General features: G+C 67.3%; 13 protein-coding genes. 10 read left to right on the forward strand and 3 right to left on the reverse strand.

Going from position 1 to position 16,062, the window contains the following annotated elements; translation table 11 throughout:
- Window positions 1-3: 3 nt before the first annotated feature.
- The gene (locus tag QRN07_RS09605; protein ID WP_285240934.1) at window positions 4-891 is read right to left on the reverse strand and encodes an SDR family oxidoreductase; all 888 of its coding nucleotides are present in this window, start codon (window positions 889-891) and stop codon (window positions 4-6) included.
- A 225-nt stretch (window positions 892-1,116) separates the two neighbouring features.
- Between QRN07_RS09605 and QRN07_RS09610 the strand changes: the two genes are divergently transcribed.
- From QRN07_RS09610 to QRN07_RS09630, 5 genes are all read left to right on the forward strand, one after another.
- Window positions 1,117-2,700 carry an acyl-CoA carboxylase subunit beta gene (locus QRN07_RS09610; RefSeq protein WP_050687655.1) on the forward strand — a complete coding sequence of 528 codons (1,584 nt, stop codon included), beginning with the start codon at window positions 1,117-1,119 and terminating at the stop codon, window positions 2,698-2,700.
- On the forward strand, window positions 2,697-2,933 hold the full coding sequence (locus tag QRN07_RS09615; protein ID WP_050687657.1) for an acyl-CoA carboxylase subunit epsilon: 237 nt from the start codon (window positions 2,697-2,699) through the stop codon (window positions 2,931-2,933). The genes QRN07_RS09610 and QRN07_RS09615 overlap by 4 nt, the downstream gene beginning before the upstream one ends.
- A 54-nt stretch (window positions 2,934-2,987) precedes the next feature.
- Window positions 2,988-3,419, forward strand: coding sequence for a universal stress protein (locus QRN07_RS09620; RefSeq protein WP_050687659.1), 432 nt, complete (start codon window positions 2,988-2,990; stop codon window positions 3,417-3,419).
- Between the two features lie 111 nt (window positions 3,420-3,530).
- Window positions 3,531-5,216 (forward strand): DUF885 domain-containing protein, encoded by a 1,686-nt coding sequence (locus QRN07_RS09625; RefSeq protein ID WP_285240935.1) that lies wholly within the window; start codon window positions 3,531-3,533, stop codon window positions 5,214-5,216.
- A gap of 95 nt (window positions 5,217-5,311) precedes the next feature.
- On the forward strand, window positions 5,312-6,847 hold the full coding sequence (locus tag QRN07_RS09630; protein ID WP_285240936.1) for an HNH endonuclease: 1,536 nt from the start codon (window positions 5,312-5,314) through the stop codon (window positions 6,845-6,847).
- A 35-nt stretch (window positions 6,848-6,882) separates the two neighbouring features.
- Here QRN07_RS09630 and QRN07_RS09635 read toward each other — a convergent pair whose 3' ends face one another.
- Window positions 6,883-7,767, reverse strand: coding sequence for an aromatic alcohol reductase (locus QRN07_RS09635; protein WP_285240937.1), 885 nt, complete (start codon window positions 7,765-7,767; stop codon window positions 6,883-6,885).
- Window positions 7,768-7,947: 180 nt separating this feature from the next.
- Here QRN07_RS09635 and QRN07_RS09640 point away from each other — a divergent pair, with 180 nt between their 5' ends.
- Window positions 7,948-9,387 carry a dicarboxylate/amino acid:cation symporter gene (locus tag QRN07_RS09640; protein WP_050687858.1) on the forward strand — a complete coding sequence of 480 codons (1,440 nt, stop codon included), beginning with the start codon at window positions 7,948-7,950 and terminating at the stop codon, window positions 9,385-9,387.
- 84 nt (window positions 9,388-9,471) lie between these two features.
- On the opposite strand, the gene QRN07_RS09645 is transcribed toward QRN07_RS09640, so the two are convergent.
- Window positions 9,472-10,062, reverse strand: a complete 591-nt coding sequence (locus tag QRN07_RS09645) for a hypothetical protein (RefSeq protein WP_056598046.1) — start codon at window positions 10,060-10,062, stop codon at window positions 9,472-9,474.
- Between the two features lie 169 nt (window positions 10,063-10,231).
- Between QRN07_RS09645 and QRN07_RS09650 the strand changes: the two genes are divergently transcribed.
- The 4 genes from QRN07_RS09650 to QRN07_RS09665 all read left to right on the forward strand — a co-directional run bounded on the left by QRN07_RS09650 (window position 10,232) and on the right by QRN07_RS09665 (window position 16,053).
- Window positions 10,232-10,915, forward strand: coding sequence for a TetR/AcrR family transcriptional regulator (locus QRN07_RS09650; protein ID WP_050687860.1), 684 nt, complete (start codon window positions 10,232-10,234; stop codon window positions 10,913-10,915).
- Between the two features lie 17 nt (window positions 10,916-10,932).
- Window positions 10,933-13,458, forward strand: a complete 2,526-nt coding sequence (locus QRN07_RS09655) for an MMPL family transporter (protein ID WP_285240938.1) — start codon at window positions 10,933-10,935, stop codon at window positions 13,456-13,458.
- Between the two features lie 9 nt (window positions 13,459-13,467).
- On the forward strand, window positions 13,468-14,112 hold the full coding sequence (locus QRN07_RS09660) for a Maf family protein (protein ID WP_285240939.1): 645 nt from the start codon (window positions 13,468-13,470) through the stop codon (window positions 14,110-14,112).
- A 129-nt stretch (window positions 14,113-14,241) separates the two neighbouring features.
- Window positions 14,242-16,053, forward strand: coding sequence for an acetyl/propionyl/methylcrotonyl-CoA carboxylase subunit alpha (locus QRN07_RS09665; protein WP_056598040.1), 1,812 nt, complete (start codon window positions 14,242-14,244; stop codon window positions 16,051-16,053).
- The last annotated feature ends 9 nt before the right edge of the window (window positions 16,054-16,062 follow it).

Consider the following 16,062-nt stretch of genomic DNA (forward strand, 5'->3'; position numbering starts at 1 on the left):
GTCCTAGAGGAAGATATCGGGGACCAGACTGTGCTCGTCAGCGCCCATGCTGTAGGGCCGGAAGTCCGTGACGCCCGCCGCCGCGAGGATCTCCTCGTCGGTATGGAAGTTCCCGCTGGACACGACGCCGGCCTGGAGGTGTGCCCCTGTGAGCAGGGCATGTGCGGCGTCGGCCATGATCTGCGGGCCGCGGGCGGACCGGACCATTGCCTCGCCGTGGGGCATGTTCCGGATGGCTGCCGTGTCGATCAGGGTGCATGGCCACAACGAGTTCACGCTGATGCCATCAGCCTTGAGCTCCTCGGCGAGTCCCAGCGTGGTCAGGCTCATGCCGTACTTGGCCATGGTGTAGGCCAGGTGCCTCCCGGCCCAGTGGGGGTCGAGGTTCAGGGGCGGCGACAGGGTCAGGATCTGGCCGGCACCGGACCTGCGCAGGGCCGGCAGGGCGAGCTTGGACAGCAGAAACGTGCCGCGGACGTTGATGTCCTGCATCAGGTCGTACTTTTTCATGTCCACCGCATCCGTCCTGGACAGGTCGATTGCGGAGGCGTTGTTAATAACAATGTCGATCCCGCCAAAGCGTTCCTCCGCGGCTGCGACGGCCCGGGCAACGTCCTGATCCTGGCGGACATCACCCACCAAAGGCAGCGCCTGGCCGCCAACGTCCGCCAGCTGCTGCGCGGCAGTAAACACCGTGCCGGCAAGTTTGGGGTGCGGCTCCCCGGTCTTGGCCAGCAGGACGATGTTGGCGCCGTCAGCGGCGGCCCGGCCCGCGATGGCCAGGCCGATCCCACGGCTCCCACCGGAGATCAGGATGGTCCGGCCCCGCAGCGATCCGGTGGCCTGGTAGGGGCTGGCAAAGGCGGGGGAAGCGTCGTCGCTCGAAGTCATGAATCCACTGTAACCCAACTAAGTTACCGGCGAGTAACAAGGCGTTGCGGGTGGAGGCACGGCAGAAAATTGTAGGTTCCCTACAGCTGCAGGCGCCCAGACCCTCATTAGACTTGCCTGCAGGGTCCGTTCTTTGTGCGGAAGCTACTTAAGCAGCACCAGCCGGAACCCGCCAGCAACGCACTGCGCCACAGAACCAATCTGCAACAGAGCCGGAGACACTTGATGAGCCACGATCTGACAACGACAGCGGGAAAGATCGCCGATTTCCGTGACCGCCAGGCCCGTGCCGAACAGCCCTCCGGCCCCGAGGCCATCGAGAAGCAGCATGCGAGGGGCAAAAACACGGCCCGTGAACGCATCGGGCTGCTGCTGGACGAGGACTCCTTTGTGGAGTTTGATGCGCTGGCCGTCCACCGCTCCACCGCGTTCGGGATGGAAAAGAAGAAGCCCCTGGGCGATGGCCTGGTTTCCGGCTACGGCACGGTGGATGGCCGCCTGGTGGCCGTCTACAGCCAGGACTTCTCCGTGTACGGCGGTTCGTTGAGCCAGGTCAATGGCGAGAAGATCGTCAAGGTGCAGGAGTTCGCGCTGCGCAACGGCTGCCCCGTGGTGGGCATCCTGGACGGCGGCGGCGCCCGCATCCAGGAAGGGGTGGCCTCGCTGGCCATGTTCGCCGATATCTTCCGCAACAATGTGCACGCCTCCGGGGTGGTCCCGCAGATCTCGCTGATCATGGGCCCGTCCGCCGGCGGCGCCGCCTACTCCCCGGCCCTGACCGACTACGTGGTGATGGTGGACAAGACCTCGCACATGTTCATCACCGGCCCGGACGTGATCAAGACCGTCACCGGCGAGGACGTGGACATGGAAACCCTCGGCGGTGCCCGCCAGCACAACGCCACCACCGGCACCTCCACTTACCTTGCATCGGACGAAGCGGACGCCGTCGAGTTTGTCCGCGAACTCCTTGATTTCCTGCCGTCGAACAACCTCGCCGAAGCTCCCGTCCAGGAGCACCAGCAGGAACTGGAAATCGACGACGACGACCTCGCCCTCGACACGCTGGTCCCGGACTCCGCCAACCAGCCCTACGACATGCGCACCGTCGTCGGGCAGATCGTTGACGACGGGCACTTCCTGGAGATGCAGGCCCTGTACGCCCCCAACGTCATGATCGGCTACGGCAGGGTGGAAGGCCACACGGTGGGCATCGTTGCCAACCAGCCGCTGCAGTTTGCCGGCACCCTGGATATCGCCGCCTCCGAGAAGGCCGCCCGCTTTGTCCGGCACTGCGACGCCTTCAACATTCCCATCATCACGCTGGTGGACGTCCCCGGCTTCCTGCCCGGCAAGGACCAGGAGTTCCAGGGCATCATCCGCCGCGGCGCCAAGCTCCTGTACGCCTACGCCGAAGCCACTGTCCCCAAGCTCACCGTCATCACCCGCAAGGCCTACGGCGGCGCGTACATCGTGATGGGCTCCAAGAAGCTCGGCGCGGACCTCAACCTGGCCTGGCCCACCGCGCAGATCGGCGTGATGGGGGCCCAGGGCGCCGTGAACATCCTCTACCGCCGCGACCTGGCCGGTGTGGCTGAAGCCGGGGGCGACGTTGAAGCCCGCCGCGCCGAAGTAATCCAGCAGTACGAGGAGGAACTCCTCAACCCGTACCAGGCCGCCCAGCTCGGGTATGTGGACGCCGTGATCGCCCCCTCGGACACCCGGCTGCAGATCATCCGGGGCCTGCGCGCCCTGCGGGACAAGCGGGCCAGCCTGCCCGCCAAGAAGCACGGGAACATCCCGCTGTGACCGGCGGCGCCAGCGGGGACGGCACCCCGGCACCCGCCGAACCCCTGCTTTCCGTGGTGAAGGGCAATCCGGACGCCGAAGAGCTGGCGGCGCTGACCGCCGTCGTCCTTTCCCTGGCCGCTGCCGGACCGGAGCGGCCCAGCGAACCGGCTGCACGCACCTGGGTGCGCCGGCACCAGCTGCGGCTGGCGCCCACTCCCGGGCCCGGCGCGTGGCGCCGCAGCCGCGGCTGAATCAATGGGCCGGGGCCCTATTATGCGCCCGGCAGCGTGTGTAGGCTCAGCAGCATGGGTACTGCAGTGGTTGTCGGCGTGGACGGCTCGCCTGCGTCGGTTGCAGCCCTCCAGCATGGGCACCGGCTGGCCGCCGCGATGGATGTTGAGGTCCATGCCGTGGCCTGCTGGCTCGCGCCGCAGATGGCGCAGGGCCATGCCGTCATGGGGATCAGCCATTTCGAGGAAAAGGCCCGGCTCACGCTCAACGACGCTGTGGTGGCCGCGTTCGGTAACCCGCCGCCACCAAACCTGCGCACCCGCCTGGTGAACGGTGATGCCCGACAGGTCCTTTTGTCCGCGGGCAAGGACGCCGGCATGCTGGTGGTCGGCAGGCGCGGTCACGGTGGCTTCGGCGGCTTGCTGCTCGGCTCGGTAAGTTCCGCCTGCGTTGCCCACGCCGAGTGCCCGGTGTTGGTTGTCCATGCCGCCCGGGCCGCGTTGTGAACTTAACCGGCCGCGGGAGCCGGGCGGGGCGTACGGTCCTTCCATGACCGGACCGCGAAGGCCCGGCGCGGATTCCTGTTTCGCCAGCGCCGATCCGGCTAGTCTCGGAGGGTGACTACAGAGACCACCCCTGCCGCCCGCCCGCACACCAGCATCGACGCCGTCGCCGACAGGTACACGGATACCCTCATCCGGCTTAATCCATCCTTCGCCACCACCCTCGGCGTGCCCGGACATGAAACGGAATACCAGGACTTCTCCCCCGCCGGCATCGCCGCTTTCGCTGCGGCCGCCCGCGAGGCGCTGGCTGAACTGGCGGGCCTGGAACCGGTGGACGACGTTGACGCCGTCACCCTCGACGCCATGCAGGAGCGGCTGGGCCTGCAGCTGCTGATCCACGCGTCGGGGTGGGAGTACGCCGACCTCAACAACATCGCCTCCCCCGCCCAGGATATCCGCGCCATCTTCGACCTGATGGCCACGGAGACCGTGCAGGACTGGGAACACATCGCCGGCCGCGCCCACAACGTTCCCGCTGCGATCGCGGGCTACATCGAATCCCTGCGGCAGGCCCGCGACGCCGGACTGGTTGCCGCGGCACGGCAGGTGCGGATCGTCGTCGAACAGGCCTCGCGTTACGCCGCAGCGGACGGGTTTTTCGCCAAGCTGGCTGCCGGGGCGCATACCGCTGACGGTCCGCTTCCGGCGGAAACCCAGGAAAAGCTCGACGCCGGGGCTGCCGCCGCCGGCCGCGCCTACCTGGGCCTTGCGGAATTCCTCACCACGGAACTGCTGCCCGCTGCGCCGGAGAAAGACGCCGTGGGAAGGGCCCGGTACGCCCTCGCTTCGCGCTCCTTCCTGGGCGCCACCGTTGACCTCGAAGAAACGTACGCCTGGGGCGTTGCCGAACTGGACAGCCTGATCAGCCAGCAGGAGCAGGTGGCGGGCACCATCAAAGCGGGCGCCACCGTTGCCGAAGCCAAGGAAATCCTCAACAACGATCCCGTGCGGCAACTCAAAGGCACCGCCGCGCTGCAGGCGTGGATGCAGGAGCTCTCGGACAAGGCCATCGCGGATCTGGCCGGCGTCCACTTCGATATTCCGGAGGTGATGAAGGAACTCGAGTGCCTCATCGCCCCGACCGACGAAGGCGGCATCTACTACACCGGCCCCTCCGATGACTTCAGCCGCCCTGGACGCATGTGGTGGTCCGTTCCGGCCGGCGAGGACACCTTCACCACATGGGCCGAAACCACCACCGTTTTCCACGAAGGGGTGCCCGGGCACCACCTGCAGGTTGCCACCGCCACCTACCGCCGGGAACTGCTGAACAAGTGGCGCCGCAACGTTTGCTGGACGTCCGGGCACGGCGAAGGCTGGGCCCTGTACGCGGAGAAGCTGATGCAGGAACTCGGCTACCTTTCGGACCCTGGCGACCACATGGGCATGCTGGACATGCAGCGGATGCGTGCCGCCCGCGTAGTTTTCGATATCGGCGTCCACCTGGAACTCGAAATCCCCGCGCGCTGGGGCTCAGGCACGTGGACTGCGGACAAGGGCTACGCCTTCCTGAAGGAAAACCTGCCCATCAGCGAGGGCCAGTTGAACTTCGAGTTTGCCCGCTACCTCGGCTGGCCGGGCCAGGCCCCTTCCTACAAGGTGGGCCAGCGCCTGTGGGAGCAGATCCGCGCCGAACTTGAAACCCGGCCCGGTTTTGACCTAAAGGAATTCCACACCCGGGCCCTGAACGTGGGCTCAGTGGGGCTCGACACCCTGCGCCGGGCACTTCTCGACTAGTCCCCTTCATTTCCTTTTTCCGGGCCGGTGTTTCCTGGTTTTGGGTGCGTTTGGGGGCCCGCGGAAATGTCGTAGGGTGCTGGAATACTTGGGCTATGGAGGTCCTTCCGGAACCAATGAAGCTGACGACGGCGGCACGCACCGCCGCCCTCAGCCTCGCCGGGGTGCGGGAGCCAGGGGTGGAGGACCTGGCCGCCGGGGTGCAGGATTTGGTGGCCGGGGTGCGGTCCTTGCGTCCGGCGGCCACGGGTGCGGGCCTGATTGACCAGATCCGTGGGTTGGAGGACCTGAAATCCGCTGCGGCCGCGGCGCAGGCCCGCCTTAGTATCGCCTTTGACCACCTCGAACGGCAGCGCCAGGCCGGGGCCGGGGTGCCCGCCGCAGAGCAGGGCCAAGGCGTCGCGGCGCAGATCGCGTTGGCCCGACGCGAATCCCCCACCCGGGGCAGCCGCTACCTGGGGCTGGCCCGCGCACTCGTGACGGAAATGCCGCACACCCTTACCGCCCTGGATACCGGCCAGCTCAGCGAATGGCGGGCCACCCTGATCGCCAAGGAAACAGCCTGCCTCACCGCCGCGGACCGGGCCGCCGTCGACGAAGAACTCGCCCCGGACACCGGGACCTTCGACGGAGCCGGAAACAGGACCATCACCACCGCCGCCCGGGCCGCCGCGTACCGGCTCGACCCGCTCTCCGTCACCCAACGCGCCGCCCGCGCCGCCAACGGCAGACGCGTCGCTCTCCGCCCCGCACCGGACACCATGACCCTCCTCACCGCCCTCCTGCCCGTGGCCGAAGGGGTGGCCGCCTACAAAGCCCTCACCCAGCAGGCAGACACCACCAAAAGCGGTGGTGACCCGCGGACCCGGGCCCAGATCATGGCCGACACCCTCGTCGAACGCATCACCGGTACCCCCGGCGGAATCACCGGGGTCACCATCAACCTCGTGATGACCGACCGGAGCCTCCTGCAGGCTGACAGCGAACCCGCCCGGCTCCCCGGCTACGGAACCATCCCCGCCGGCTGGGCCAGGCACCTCGCCCGCCACGGGACAAAAACCCGCAACCCCGACGCGGCAGAGTTGAAGACCTGGATCCGGCGGCTCTACACAGCCCCAAGCACCGGAGACATCATCGCCATGGACTCCACCGCCCGGCTCTTCCCACCAGCCCTGCGCCGCCTTATCGAAGTCCGCGACGACACCTGCCGCACCCCCTACTGCGACGCCCCCATCCGCCACTACGACCACGTCCTGCCCTGGCACAACGGCGGACCCACCACAGTTGAGAACGGCGCCGGACTCTGCGAAGCCTGCAACCACACCAAAGAACAACCCGGCTGGAACACCACCACCACACCACCCAAACCCAGCACACCCATCGCCCCACCCCAAGGCCGACCCAGGCACCACACCCAACTCACCACCCCCACCGGCCACACCTACCACTCAACCGCACCCCCGCCGCCCGGCACATCAATCAGCAGCAGCAGAAAACCACAGCGCCCGCCCCAGCCGGCAAGCCGGGCCGCCAGACCCGGACCCGAGGCACCGGAACCCAACACCCGCACGCTCCGCCAGCTCGCCCGGCGAAGATTCCAGCGGCGTCGAAGCGCCGGTCAGGTGGCCTGAACAGGCTTCGAAAGGCAGAGCAAGGCAAGACTTGGTCAGCGGGCGCGGAGTACCTCCCGCGCGGAGGTCCACTGCCGGGAACCGTAACGGTCGTTGTCCAGGGTGTGGAAGGCCCCGTCACCGCTGAACATGTTGCCGAAGTACTGCATGCCCTGCCAGGCAGGGTAAAGGTCAGTCGAAGGTTTGGCCAGCATCCGGCCAACCCGCGCCATCAGGCGCAGGGATCCGATGCTGCCGGCATACAGCGTCCTGTACGGCGTGCCGCTGATGTCCGTCATGATCGCTGCCAGCTCCCGCGATGAGACCGTGTCCCCGGCGATGCGCAGGAACCGCGGCGCCTCCGGGTCGAGTGCCGCTTTGGCGGTGTAGCCGGCAACATCGTCCATGGTGGTGAACGCCATCGGCTGGTCCGCGTCGCGCCAGAAGAGGACGCGCTTTTGCCGGAACAGGATCAGCGGCGCCACCCCCGTCAGCATGTCGGCGAAAGCGCCGCTGAGCACAGACGTGGCCCGGATGGGTGCCGCATCCACAATCTTCCGGAATTCGCGCCGCCACTGCAGGTTGCGGTTGGACCCTTCCTTGATGGTGGTGAAGTCCACCGCATAGTCGGAGGGAATGAACCGCGGGACGCCCGCGGCCACGGCCGCCATCAGCAGCCGGGTCTGGGTCTCCAGCATCACCGGGGCCAGCCCGCTGAGCGCCGAGACCACTGCGTCAGCGCCCGCGAGCGCATCCTTCAACGTTGATGCATCAAGATAATCCACCTGCACCACGCTGACGCCTGCCTCCTGCAGCACCCCCGGGATTGCCTTACCTGGCCGGACCAGCGCGCGGACGCCCGCGCCTTCGGCCAACAGGGAGCGGATGATGCGTCCGCCGAGGTCTCCGGTGGCGCCTGCAACAACAATGGTTTGTGACATGGAGGCAACACTAACCCCGCGGCTGCATGACCTTTGTTACACCCCAGACGGGAATAACTTCACAATCCCCGGCACTGACGCCGGTTCCAGGCCCCTGGCGACGCAAATCGACTTTCCACCCACGTAACATTTCTCAACATGCTTTCGCCGTGATAGTGGACCCGGGCCTAGCGTATTCGAGTGAGCACTCAAACCCGCCCCTCAGATTCCGCAGGAAAGACCGGCTTCCAGCTTCCCAAGTGGGCTGGATCGTTCGGCTTCCAGATCATCGCCGCCCTGATTGTTGGCCTGGGCCTCGGCCTGCTGGCCAAGTACACCGGCAGCACCAAGGAGGCCCCCAACGGCCTCGGCGCCACACTGCAGACCATTGGGTCCAGCTATGTGGCCCTGCTGCAGACCGCCGTTGTCCCCCTGATTTTCACTGCTGTTGTCAGTTCCATCTCCAACCTCCGCCAGGTCTCCAACGCTGCGCGGCTGGCATGGAACACGCTGCTGTGGTTCGCCATTACGTCCCTGATCGCCGTGCTGATCGGCATCGGCCTTGGCGTCCTGCTGCAGCCGGGCGCCAACACCGGGATCACCGGCGAGGGCAAGGCTCCTTCATCAGTTGGTAACTGGTGGGCATTCCTCACCGGTCTCTTCCCCAAAAATTTCCTGGGCCTCGGCGCCAGCTCCAGCGTGGCCGAGTCCGGCGCGGTGACAACATCCGTAAGCTTCAACGTCCTGCAGATCCTGGTGATCGCCATCGCCATCGGTGTGGCTGCCCTGAAGGTCGGCAAGGCCGCCGAGCCGTTCCTGGCCCTCAACGCCTCCGCCCTGGCCGTAATCCAGAAAGTCCTCTGGTGGATCATCCGCATTGCGCCGCTGGGCACCGTGGGCCTGATCGGCAACGCCGTCGCCGTATATGGCTGGGACACCATCGGTTCCCTGGGCAAGTTTGCCGTGGCCATCTACCTGGGCCTGGCCCTGGTGCTCTTTGTGGTCTACCCCATCCTGGTCCGCAGCCACGGGCTGTCCATCAAGCAGTACTTCTCCGGCGTCTGGCCGGCCGTGCAGCTGGCCTTCGTTTCCCGGTCCTCCGTGGGTACCTTGCCGCTCACGCAGCGTGTCACCGAGCGCAGCCTGGGTGTCCCCCGCGCCTACGCATCCTTTGCCGTCCCGCTGGGCGCCACCACCAAGATGGACGGCTGCGCAGCCATCTACCCGGCCATCTCCGCCATCTTTGTGGCCCAGTTCTTCGGGGTCCAGCTGGACTTCAGCCAGTACCTGCTGATCGCACTGGTCTCCGTGCTCGGGTCCGCCGCCACTGCCGGCACCACCGGCGCCGTGGTGATGCTCACGCTGACCCTCTCCACCCTGGGCCTGCCGCTGGCAGGCGTTGGCCTGCTCCTGGCCATCGACCCCATCCTGGACATGGGCCGCACGGCCGTCAACGTGGCGGGCCAGGCCCTGGTCCCCACCATTGTGGCCAAGCGGCAGGGAATCCTGGACGAGTCCCTGTACAACGCCCCGCGTAACGGCACCCCGTTCGTCGATGACAACAACGACGACGACACTGCCGCCACGGACGGCACCAGCACCGACACCACTCCCCGCGAGTTGCAGGACGCCCGCGCCTGATACCGGCGTGCCACTGCGGTGCTGATCGAGGACGTCCCCGGGAATCATCCCGGGGACGTCCCTCGTTAAGGAACCTTCAGCCCATCAGCGTCCGCCGCCGCCAATCACGCCGCTCTCCACAGCCTTGGTGACGGCATCCGCTTCGGCCTGGGTGAGCTTGCCGTCGGTGACGGCCTGGTCCAGCCGTGTCTTCAACGCCGCTGCCCGGTCCGCCTGCGCGGCGGTCCGGAGCTCCGACAGCGCCGCAGTGACCTTGGCTTCGTCGATGCCCAGGGCCTCGGCGAGCGATTTCGCCAGGGCAGTATCCCGGGCTGACTCATCGGGACGGGTCCCTTCCGCAGGCTTGGTGCCGTCAGCCGGCTTCTGTGGCTTGTTGGCCTCACGGAACGCCTGCAGGGCGTCGCTGACCTTGGCTTCCTCCACGCCGAGTTTTTCGGCCAAGGCAGAGGCTGATGCTCCTGCACCGCCGGGCCCGCCGTGACCGCCATGCCTGCCCATTCCACCAGGAGCGCCCGAATCGGTGCCCGTGCCGCCATCAGCAGGAGCGGTGGAGCTGGCGCTTGGGGACGGTGTGGGTGTTGTGGTGGCGGAGGCCATGCCGGCAACTCCGATGCCGGCCGCAAGGGCCAACGCCGTGGCTGACAGGCCGAGGGTCAATTTCTTTGTGCGTGACATTTAAGAGTCTCCTGGATCCGCCGTCCGTTGACGGCTGCTGGAACTTCCATCCCTGCCGGGACAGTTCAAGCCTGCGCCGCGGGGTTCAGGGGAGCCTGTTGGGAACCTTTCATTCTGCTGTGAATGCAAGTTGCGCAGAGTGCAAAGTTGCACGTAGTGTAATTCCGTGATCCCTTCCGTTCCGCCTGAACCAGCGGCCGGCCCAACCCGGCGCGAGCTGAACAAGGCCGCCACGCGCCAGGCCATCATCGACGCCTCGCTGGGGCTCCTGCGTTCCGCCGGCCCCGGCAACTTCACCGTGGAGGACATCGCCGCGGCGGCGGGCATTTCACGGCGTACCTTCTTCAACTACTTCAGCAGCACGGACGCGGCCCTCGCCGCCATCTCGCATGGCTTCCTGGAGTCCGCCATCTCGCAGCTGAAGCTCCGCCCCACTGACGAGCCGATTCTCAAATCCGCACAGGCAGCACTGATGGCCCTCGCGGATCCGCAGACGGTGGCACCGCTGGCCGAACTGTTTTCGCTCACCCAGTCCAGCCCGCTGATGGCTCACACCGAGCTCGAAGCCTGGGAATACTGCCGCGAACAGGTGTTCGCCGTGGCCCGGGACCGCTTGTCAGCCACCCCGGCAGCCTCGGACGAGCTGTACATCAGGGCGCTGGCCGGCTCGGTGATCTCCTGCGGCAAGGCCGCCATGGAGGCGTGGTTCAGCCGGCGCGGCCAGGACCTGTCCCCGGCCTCCCTGGCCGAACTTCGGCAACTGCTCATTGATTCCATGGCCCTGCTGGACTCCGGGTTCACCGCCGGCGCACCGACGGCTGCCACCCTCCCCTCCTTTTCCCGTTCCTCCTGATCAGATCGGTCCCCACCATGGCACTGCTTCTCTACCGCCTCGGCAAATTCTCGTACCGCCGCCGCTGGCTGGTCCTCTCGCTCTGGATCGCCGTGCTCCTGGCCGTGGGCGGTTCCGCAGCCGCTTTCCACGGCACGCTGTCCAACAACTTCCAGATCCCCGGCACTGAAACCCAGCGCATCGCGGACAAACTCCAGAAGGAACTGCCGTCGGCCTCCGGCGGCACGGCAACAATCGTTTTTGAAGCCCCGGAAGGCGGCTTTACGGATGACAGCCGGGCCGCTGTCACCGATGCGCTGAAGAAGCTCCAAGAGCTGCCTGACGTGCGCGGCACCGTGGACCCGTTCGCCACCCAGTCCCAGGTGGACCAGGCAGGGCAGGCCATTGCCGACGGCGAGCAGCAGCTTGCAGCAGGCCAGGCCCAGCTGGACGCCTCCCGCACGGAGCTCCAGGCCGGCCAGGCACAGCTGGCGGCAGCAGAACAGCAGCTCACCGCTGCCGGCGCTGACGCTGCCACCATCGAGGCCCGGCTGGGCCAGCAGAAGGCAGCACTGGCAGACGGCCAGGCCAAGCTCGACGCCGGCACCCAGGAGCTTGAGGCCAGCAAGGCCAAGCTTGCACTCGGCGAGCGCCAGGCCGAAGCGTCCGAAGCCATCCGCTTTGTCTCCGAAGACGGCCGCGCCGCCGTGGCCCAGGTGCAGTTCAACACCTCCATCAACGGCCTGAGCCCCGCCGTCCGCGAAGAGGTCCAGCAGATCGCCCACGAAACCTCGGAGGCCGGCGTCACCGCCTACGCCAGCAAGGAAATCACCGAGGACATCTCCGAGCTCTTCGGCGCTGCGGAAATCATCGGCATCGCCGTGGCCGCCCTGGTGCTGATCATCATGCTGGGCACCCTGATCGCCGCCGGCCTGCCCCTGCTGATGGCCATCATGGGCGTCGGCGTTGGCGTCGGCATCACGTTCGCCCTCTCGGGCCTGTTCGACATGAGCTCCATCTCCCCCATGCTCGCCCTCATGCTGGGCCTGGCGGTGGGCATCGACTATTCACTGTTCATCGTCAACCGGCACCGTACCCAGCTCCTGGCCGGCATGGAGCCCGGTGAGTCGGTGGCCCGCGCCACCGGCACGTCCGGCAACGCCGTGGTCTTTGCAGGCCTGACGGTCATCATTGCCCTGGCCGCCCTGGTGGTTCCCGGCCTTCCGTTCCTCACCGTGATGGGCCTGGCAGCAGCCGGCACCGTCGCGGTGGCCGTGCTGGTGGCCATCACCCTGACCCCCGCCATGCTGTCCCTGATCGGGCGCCGCATCATCTCCCGGCGCGCCTGGGCCAAAGCGGAAGCCCACAACGCCGAGCCCGGCCACGAGGCCGCCGACGAAGCCACCGACCGCGAACGCAGCACCCGCGGCTGGGGCGGGCTGGTCACCAAGCATCCCGTCCTGGCCCTCGTCGCCGGCGTGCTCCTCCTGGGCACCCTCGCCCTGCCTGCCACCCAGCTTCAGCTGGCCCTGCCCGACGGCGGTTCCGAACCCGTGGACTCCGAGGCTTACCAGGCGTACGACCTGACCGCCCGCAGCTTCGGCGAAGGCGTCACGGGCCCCATCGTGGCCGTCGGCGAATTCCCGGCCAACCTCGACGAGGCACAGGCCCAGACCCTGCAGTACGACGTGGCGGACAAGCTCCGCGCCGTGGACAACGTTGTGGCCGCTGTTCCCGTCGCGCTGAGCGAGGACCGCCGCACCGCCGTCTTCCAGGTCATCCCCCGGGAAGGCCCGGCCAGCGCCAGCACCGTCCAGGTGGTGGCTGAACTCCGCGGCCTGAATGAAGAGATCCAGTCCGACTACGGGGTGGCCATGGGCCTGACCGGCCAGACCGCAGGCAACGTGGACGTCTCCACCAAGCTGGGCGACGCGCTGCCCCCTTACCTGGCGATCGTCGTCGGCCTCTCCCTGGTCCTGCTCCTGCTGGTGTTCCGCTCCATCGTGGTGCCGCTCCTGGCCACCGGTGGGTTCCTGCTGTCGCTGGCCGCAGCGTTCGGCGCCGTGGTGGCCGTTTACCAGTGGGGCTGGCTGGGTGGCGTGTTCGACGTTGCGAACCCGGGCGCCGTGCTGAGCTTCCTGCCGATCATCCTGATCGGCGTCCTGTTCGGCCTGGCCATGGACTACCAGGTGTTCATCGCCTCCGGCATGCGGGAGGCCTACATGCACGGCGCCCCGGCCAAGGCCGCCGTCCGGATCGGTTTCCGGCACGCGGCAGCCGTGGTGACCGCTGCAGCCATCATCATGGTCAGCGTCTTTGCCGGCTTCATCTTCAGCCACCTGACAATGGTCCGGCCGCTGGGCTTCGCAATGGCCTTCGGTGTGCTGCTGGATGCCTTTGTGGTCCGGATGACCATCGTCCCGGCCATCATGTACCTCCTCGGTGAAAAGACCTGGTGGCTGCCCCGGTGGCTGGACCGGATCCTGCCGGACGTGGACGTGGAAGGCGCCAAGCTGGAAAAGCTGGAGCACACTGCGGCCAGGACGGCCGAACCGGTCCACTAGGCTGAATCCGTGACCCGTCTGATCCTGGCTTCCCAGTCCCCCGCCCGCACCAAACTCCTCACCGAGGCCGGCATCCGGCACACCGTCCTGGTCTCGGATGTGGACGAGGACGCCGTCCAGGCACGCTACGGGATCACGGATCCGCACGATACAGCGCTGCTGCTGGCCCGCGCCAAAGCCGAGGCAGTGGCAGCGCTCCCGGAGGCCGACGGGGCCCTGGTGCTGGGCTGCGATTCGGTCTTCGAGTTCGACGGCGAGGCGCACGGCAAGCCCTACACGGCCGAGGTGGCGCGGGAACGGATGCTGCGGATGAGCGGAAACACCGGCGTCCTCCACACGGGCCACTGGCTGGTGGACTGCCGGGACACCGATCCCGACGACGGCACAGAGACCGGGACGGGGGCCACCCTGGGAACGGTGGCCTCCGCAGGGGTGTCCTTCCTGGACATGGAACCTGAAGAGATTGACGCGTACATCGCCACCGGGGAGCCGCTCCTGTGCGCCGGTTCCTTCACCATCGACGGCCTGGGCGGGGCCTTCATCAGCAAGGTTGACGGCGACCCGCACGCCGTCGTTGGCCTGTCCGTGTCCACGCTGCGGGGCCTGCTGGCCCACGCGCAGGTGCGGATCACCGACCTGTGGCCCGCCCCCTGAACCGGAAGTTTTCCGGCAGTCTTGTAGCTTCCCTACAAAGGCTGGGTACTTTACACGCGGAATCCGCAAGTAATATCGGCGGAACCTCCAAAACCGCGCTAGGCTCCCTGAAGGAAAGAAGGAGACGCCTTGTCAGCAAATTTCGAGCAGTCCGCAGGTCCCACGCCGTCAGCCATCACCAAGGTGCTGATCGCCAACCGCGGTGAAATCGCCGTCCGCATCATCCGGGCAGCCCGCGATGAGGGCATCGCGTCCGTGGCCGTCTACGCCGATCCGGACCGTGATGCACTGCATGTCCGCCTTGCTGACGAGGCCTTCGCACTCGGCGGGAACACCGCCGCCGAGTCCTACCTGGTGATGGACAAGATCATCGACGCCGCCAAGGCCTCCGGTGCCGACGCCATCCACCCCGGCTACGGCTTCCTCGCCGAAAACGCCGCCTTCGCCGCCCAGGTGATTGCGGCCGGCATCACCTGGATCGGCCCTTCCCCCGAGGCGATTTCGGCCCTCGGCGACAAGGTCCAGGCCCGCCACATCGCCGAAAAGGTCGGCGCCCCGCAGGTCCCCGGCACCGCCGATCCAGTGGAATCGGCCGAGGAAATCCTCGCGTTCGTAGACAAGTTCGGTTTGCCCGTTGCCATCAAGGCGGCCTTCGGCGGCGGCGGCCGCGGCATCAAGGTGGCCCGCACCCGCGAGGAAATCCCCGAGCTCTTCGAATCCGCGGTCCGTGAGGCCGTCGCCGCCTTCGGCCGCGGCGAATGCTTCATCGAGCGTTTCCTGGACGCACCCCGGCACGTGGAAACCCAGTGCCTGGCAGATGCCCACGGCAACGTTGTGGTGGTCTCCACCCGTGACTGCTCCCTCCAGCGCCGGAACCAGAAACTCGTGGAGGAGGCCCCCGCGCCGTTCCTCACGGACGAGCAGAACCAGCGCCTCTATGAGTCGTCCAAGGCCATCCTCAAAGAGGCCGGCTACCTGGGGGCAGGCACCTGCGAATTCCTGGTGGGCCAGGATGGCACCATCTCCTTCCTGGAGGTCAACACCCGCCTCCAGGTGGAGCACTGCGTTTCCGAGGAAGTCACCGGCATCGACCTGGTCCGTGAGCAGTTCCGGCTGGCCCGTGGCGAGGAACTCGGCTACGGCGACCCCGAGGTCCGGGGCCACTCCATCGAGTTCCGGATCACCGGCGAGGACCCGGGCCGCAACTTCATGCCCGCCCCCGGCACCATCACCCGCCTGGTGAACCCCACCGGTCCCGGTGTCAGGGTTGATTCCGGCGTGGAACAGGGCGACGCGATCAGCGGCAACTTCGACTCCATGCTCTCAAAGCTCGTAGTCACGGGCGCCACCCGCGCCCAGGCCCTGCAGCGCTCGCGCCGGGCCCTGTCCGAGATGGTGGTGGAAGGCATTCCCACCGTGATCCCCTTCGACCTTGCCGTTGTGACCAACCCGGACTTCGCACCCGCGGAGGGTCCGTTCAAGGTCCACACCCGCTGGATCGAAACGGCGTTTGTCAACGACATTCCCGCCTGGACCCCCACCGGCACGGAGACGGAAACGCCCGACGCCGGCGAACGGCAGCGCGTGGTGGTTGAGGTGGGTGGCAAGCGCCTTGAGGTGGTCCTGCCCGCGTCCCTGGGTTCCATCGGTTCCGGCGGCGGCACCGCCAAACCCGCCAAGGCCAAAAAACGGTCCCGTTCCGGCGGCGGCGCCGTGGCAGCAGGCGGCAACGCCCTGACCTCGCCCATGCAGGGGACCATCGTGAAGGTGGCAGTGGCTGAAGGCGACGTTGTTGCCGAAGGTGACCTGGTGGTTGTCCTGGAAGCGATGAAAATGGAGCAGCCCCTCACTGCCCACCGCGCGGGCACCATCACCGGCCTCACCGCTGCTGCCGGCGAAACGGTTGCCGCCGGCGCCGTCATCGCCACCATCGAAGACTGACGGGCCCCG

This window comes from Pseudarthrobacter sp. MEB009 (assembly GCF_030208875.1).
In the GTDB taxonomy this organism is placed as follows: Bacteria; Actinomycetota; Actinomycetes; order Actinomycetales; family Micrococcaceae; genus Arthrobacter.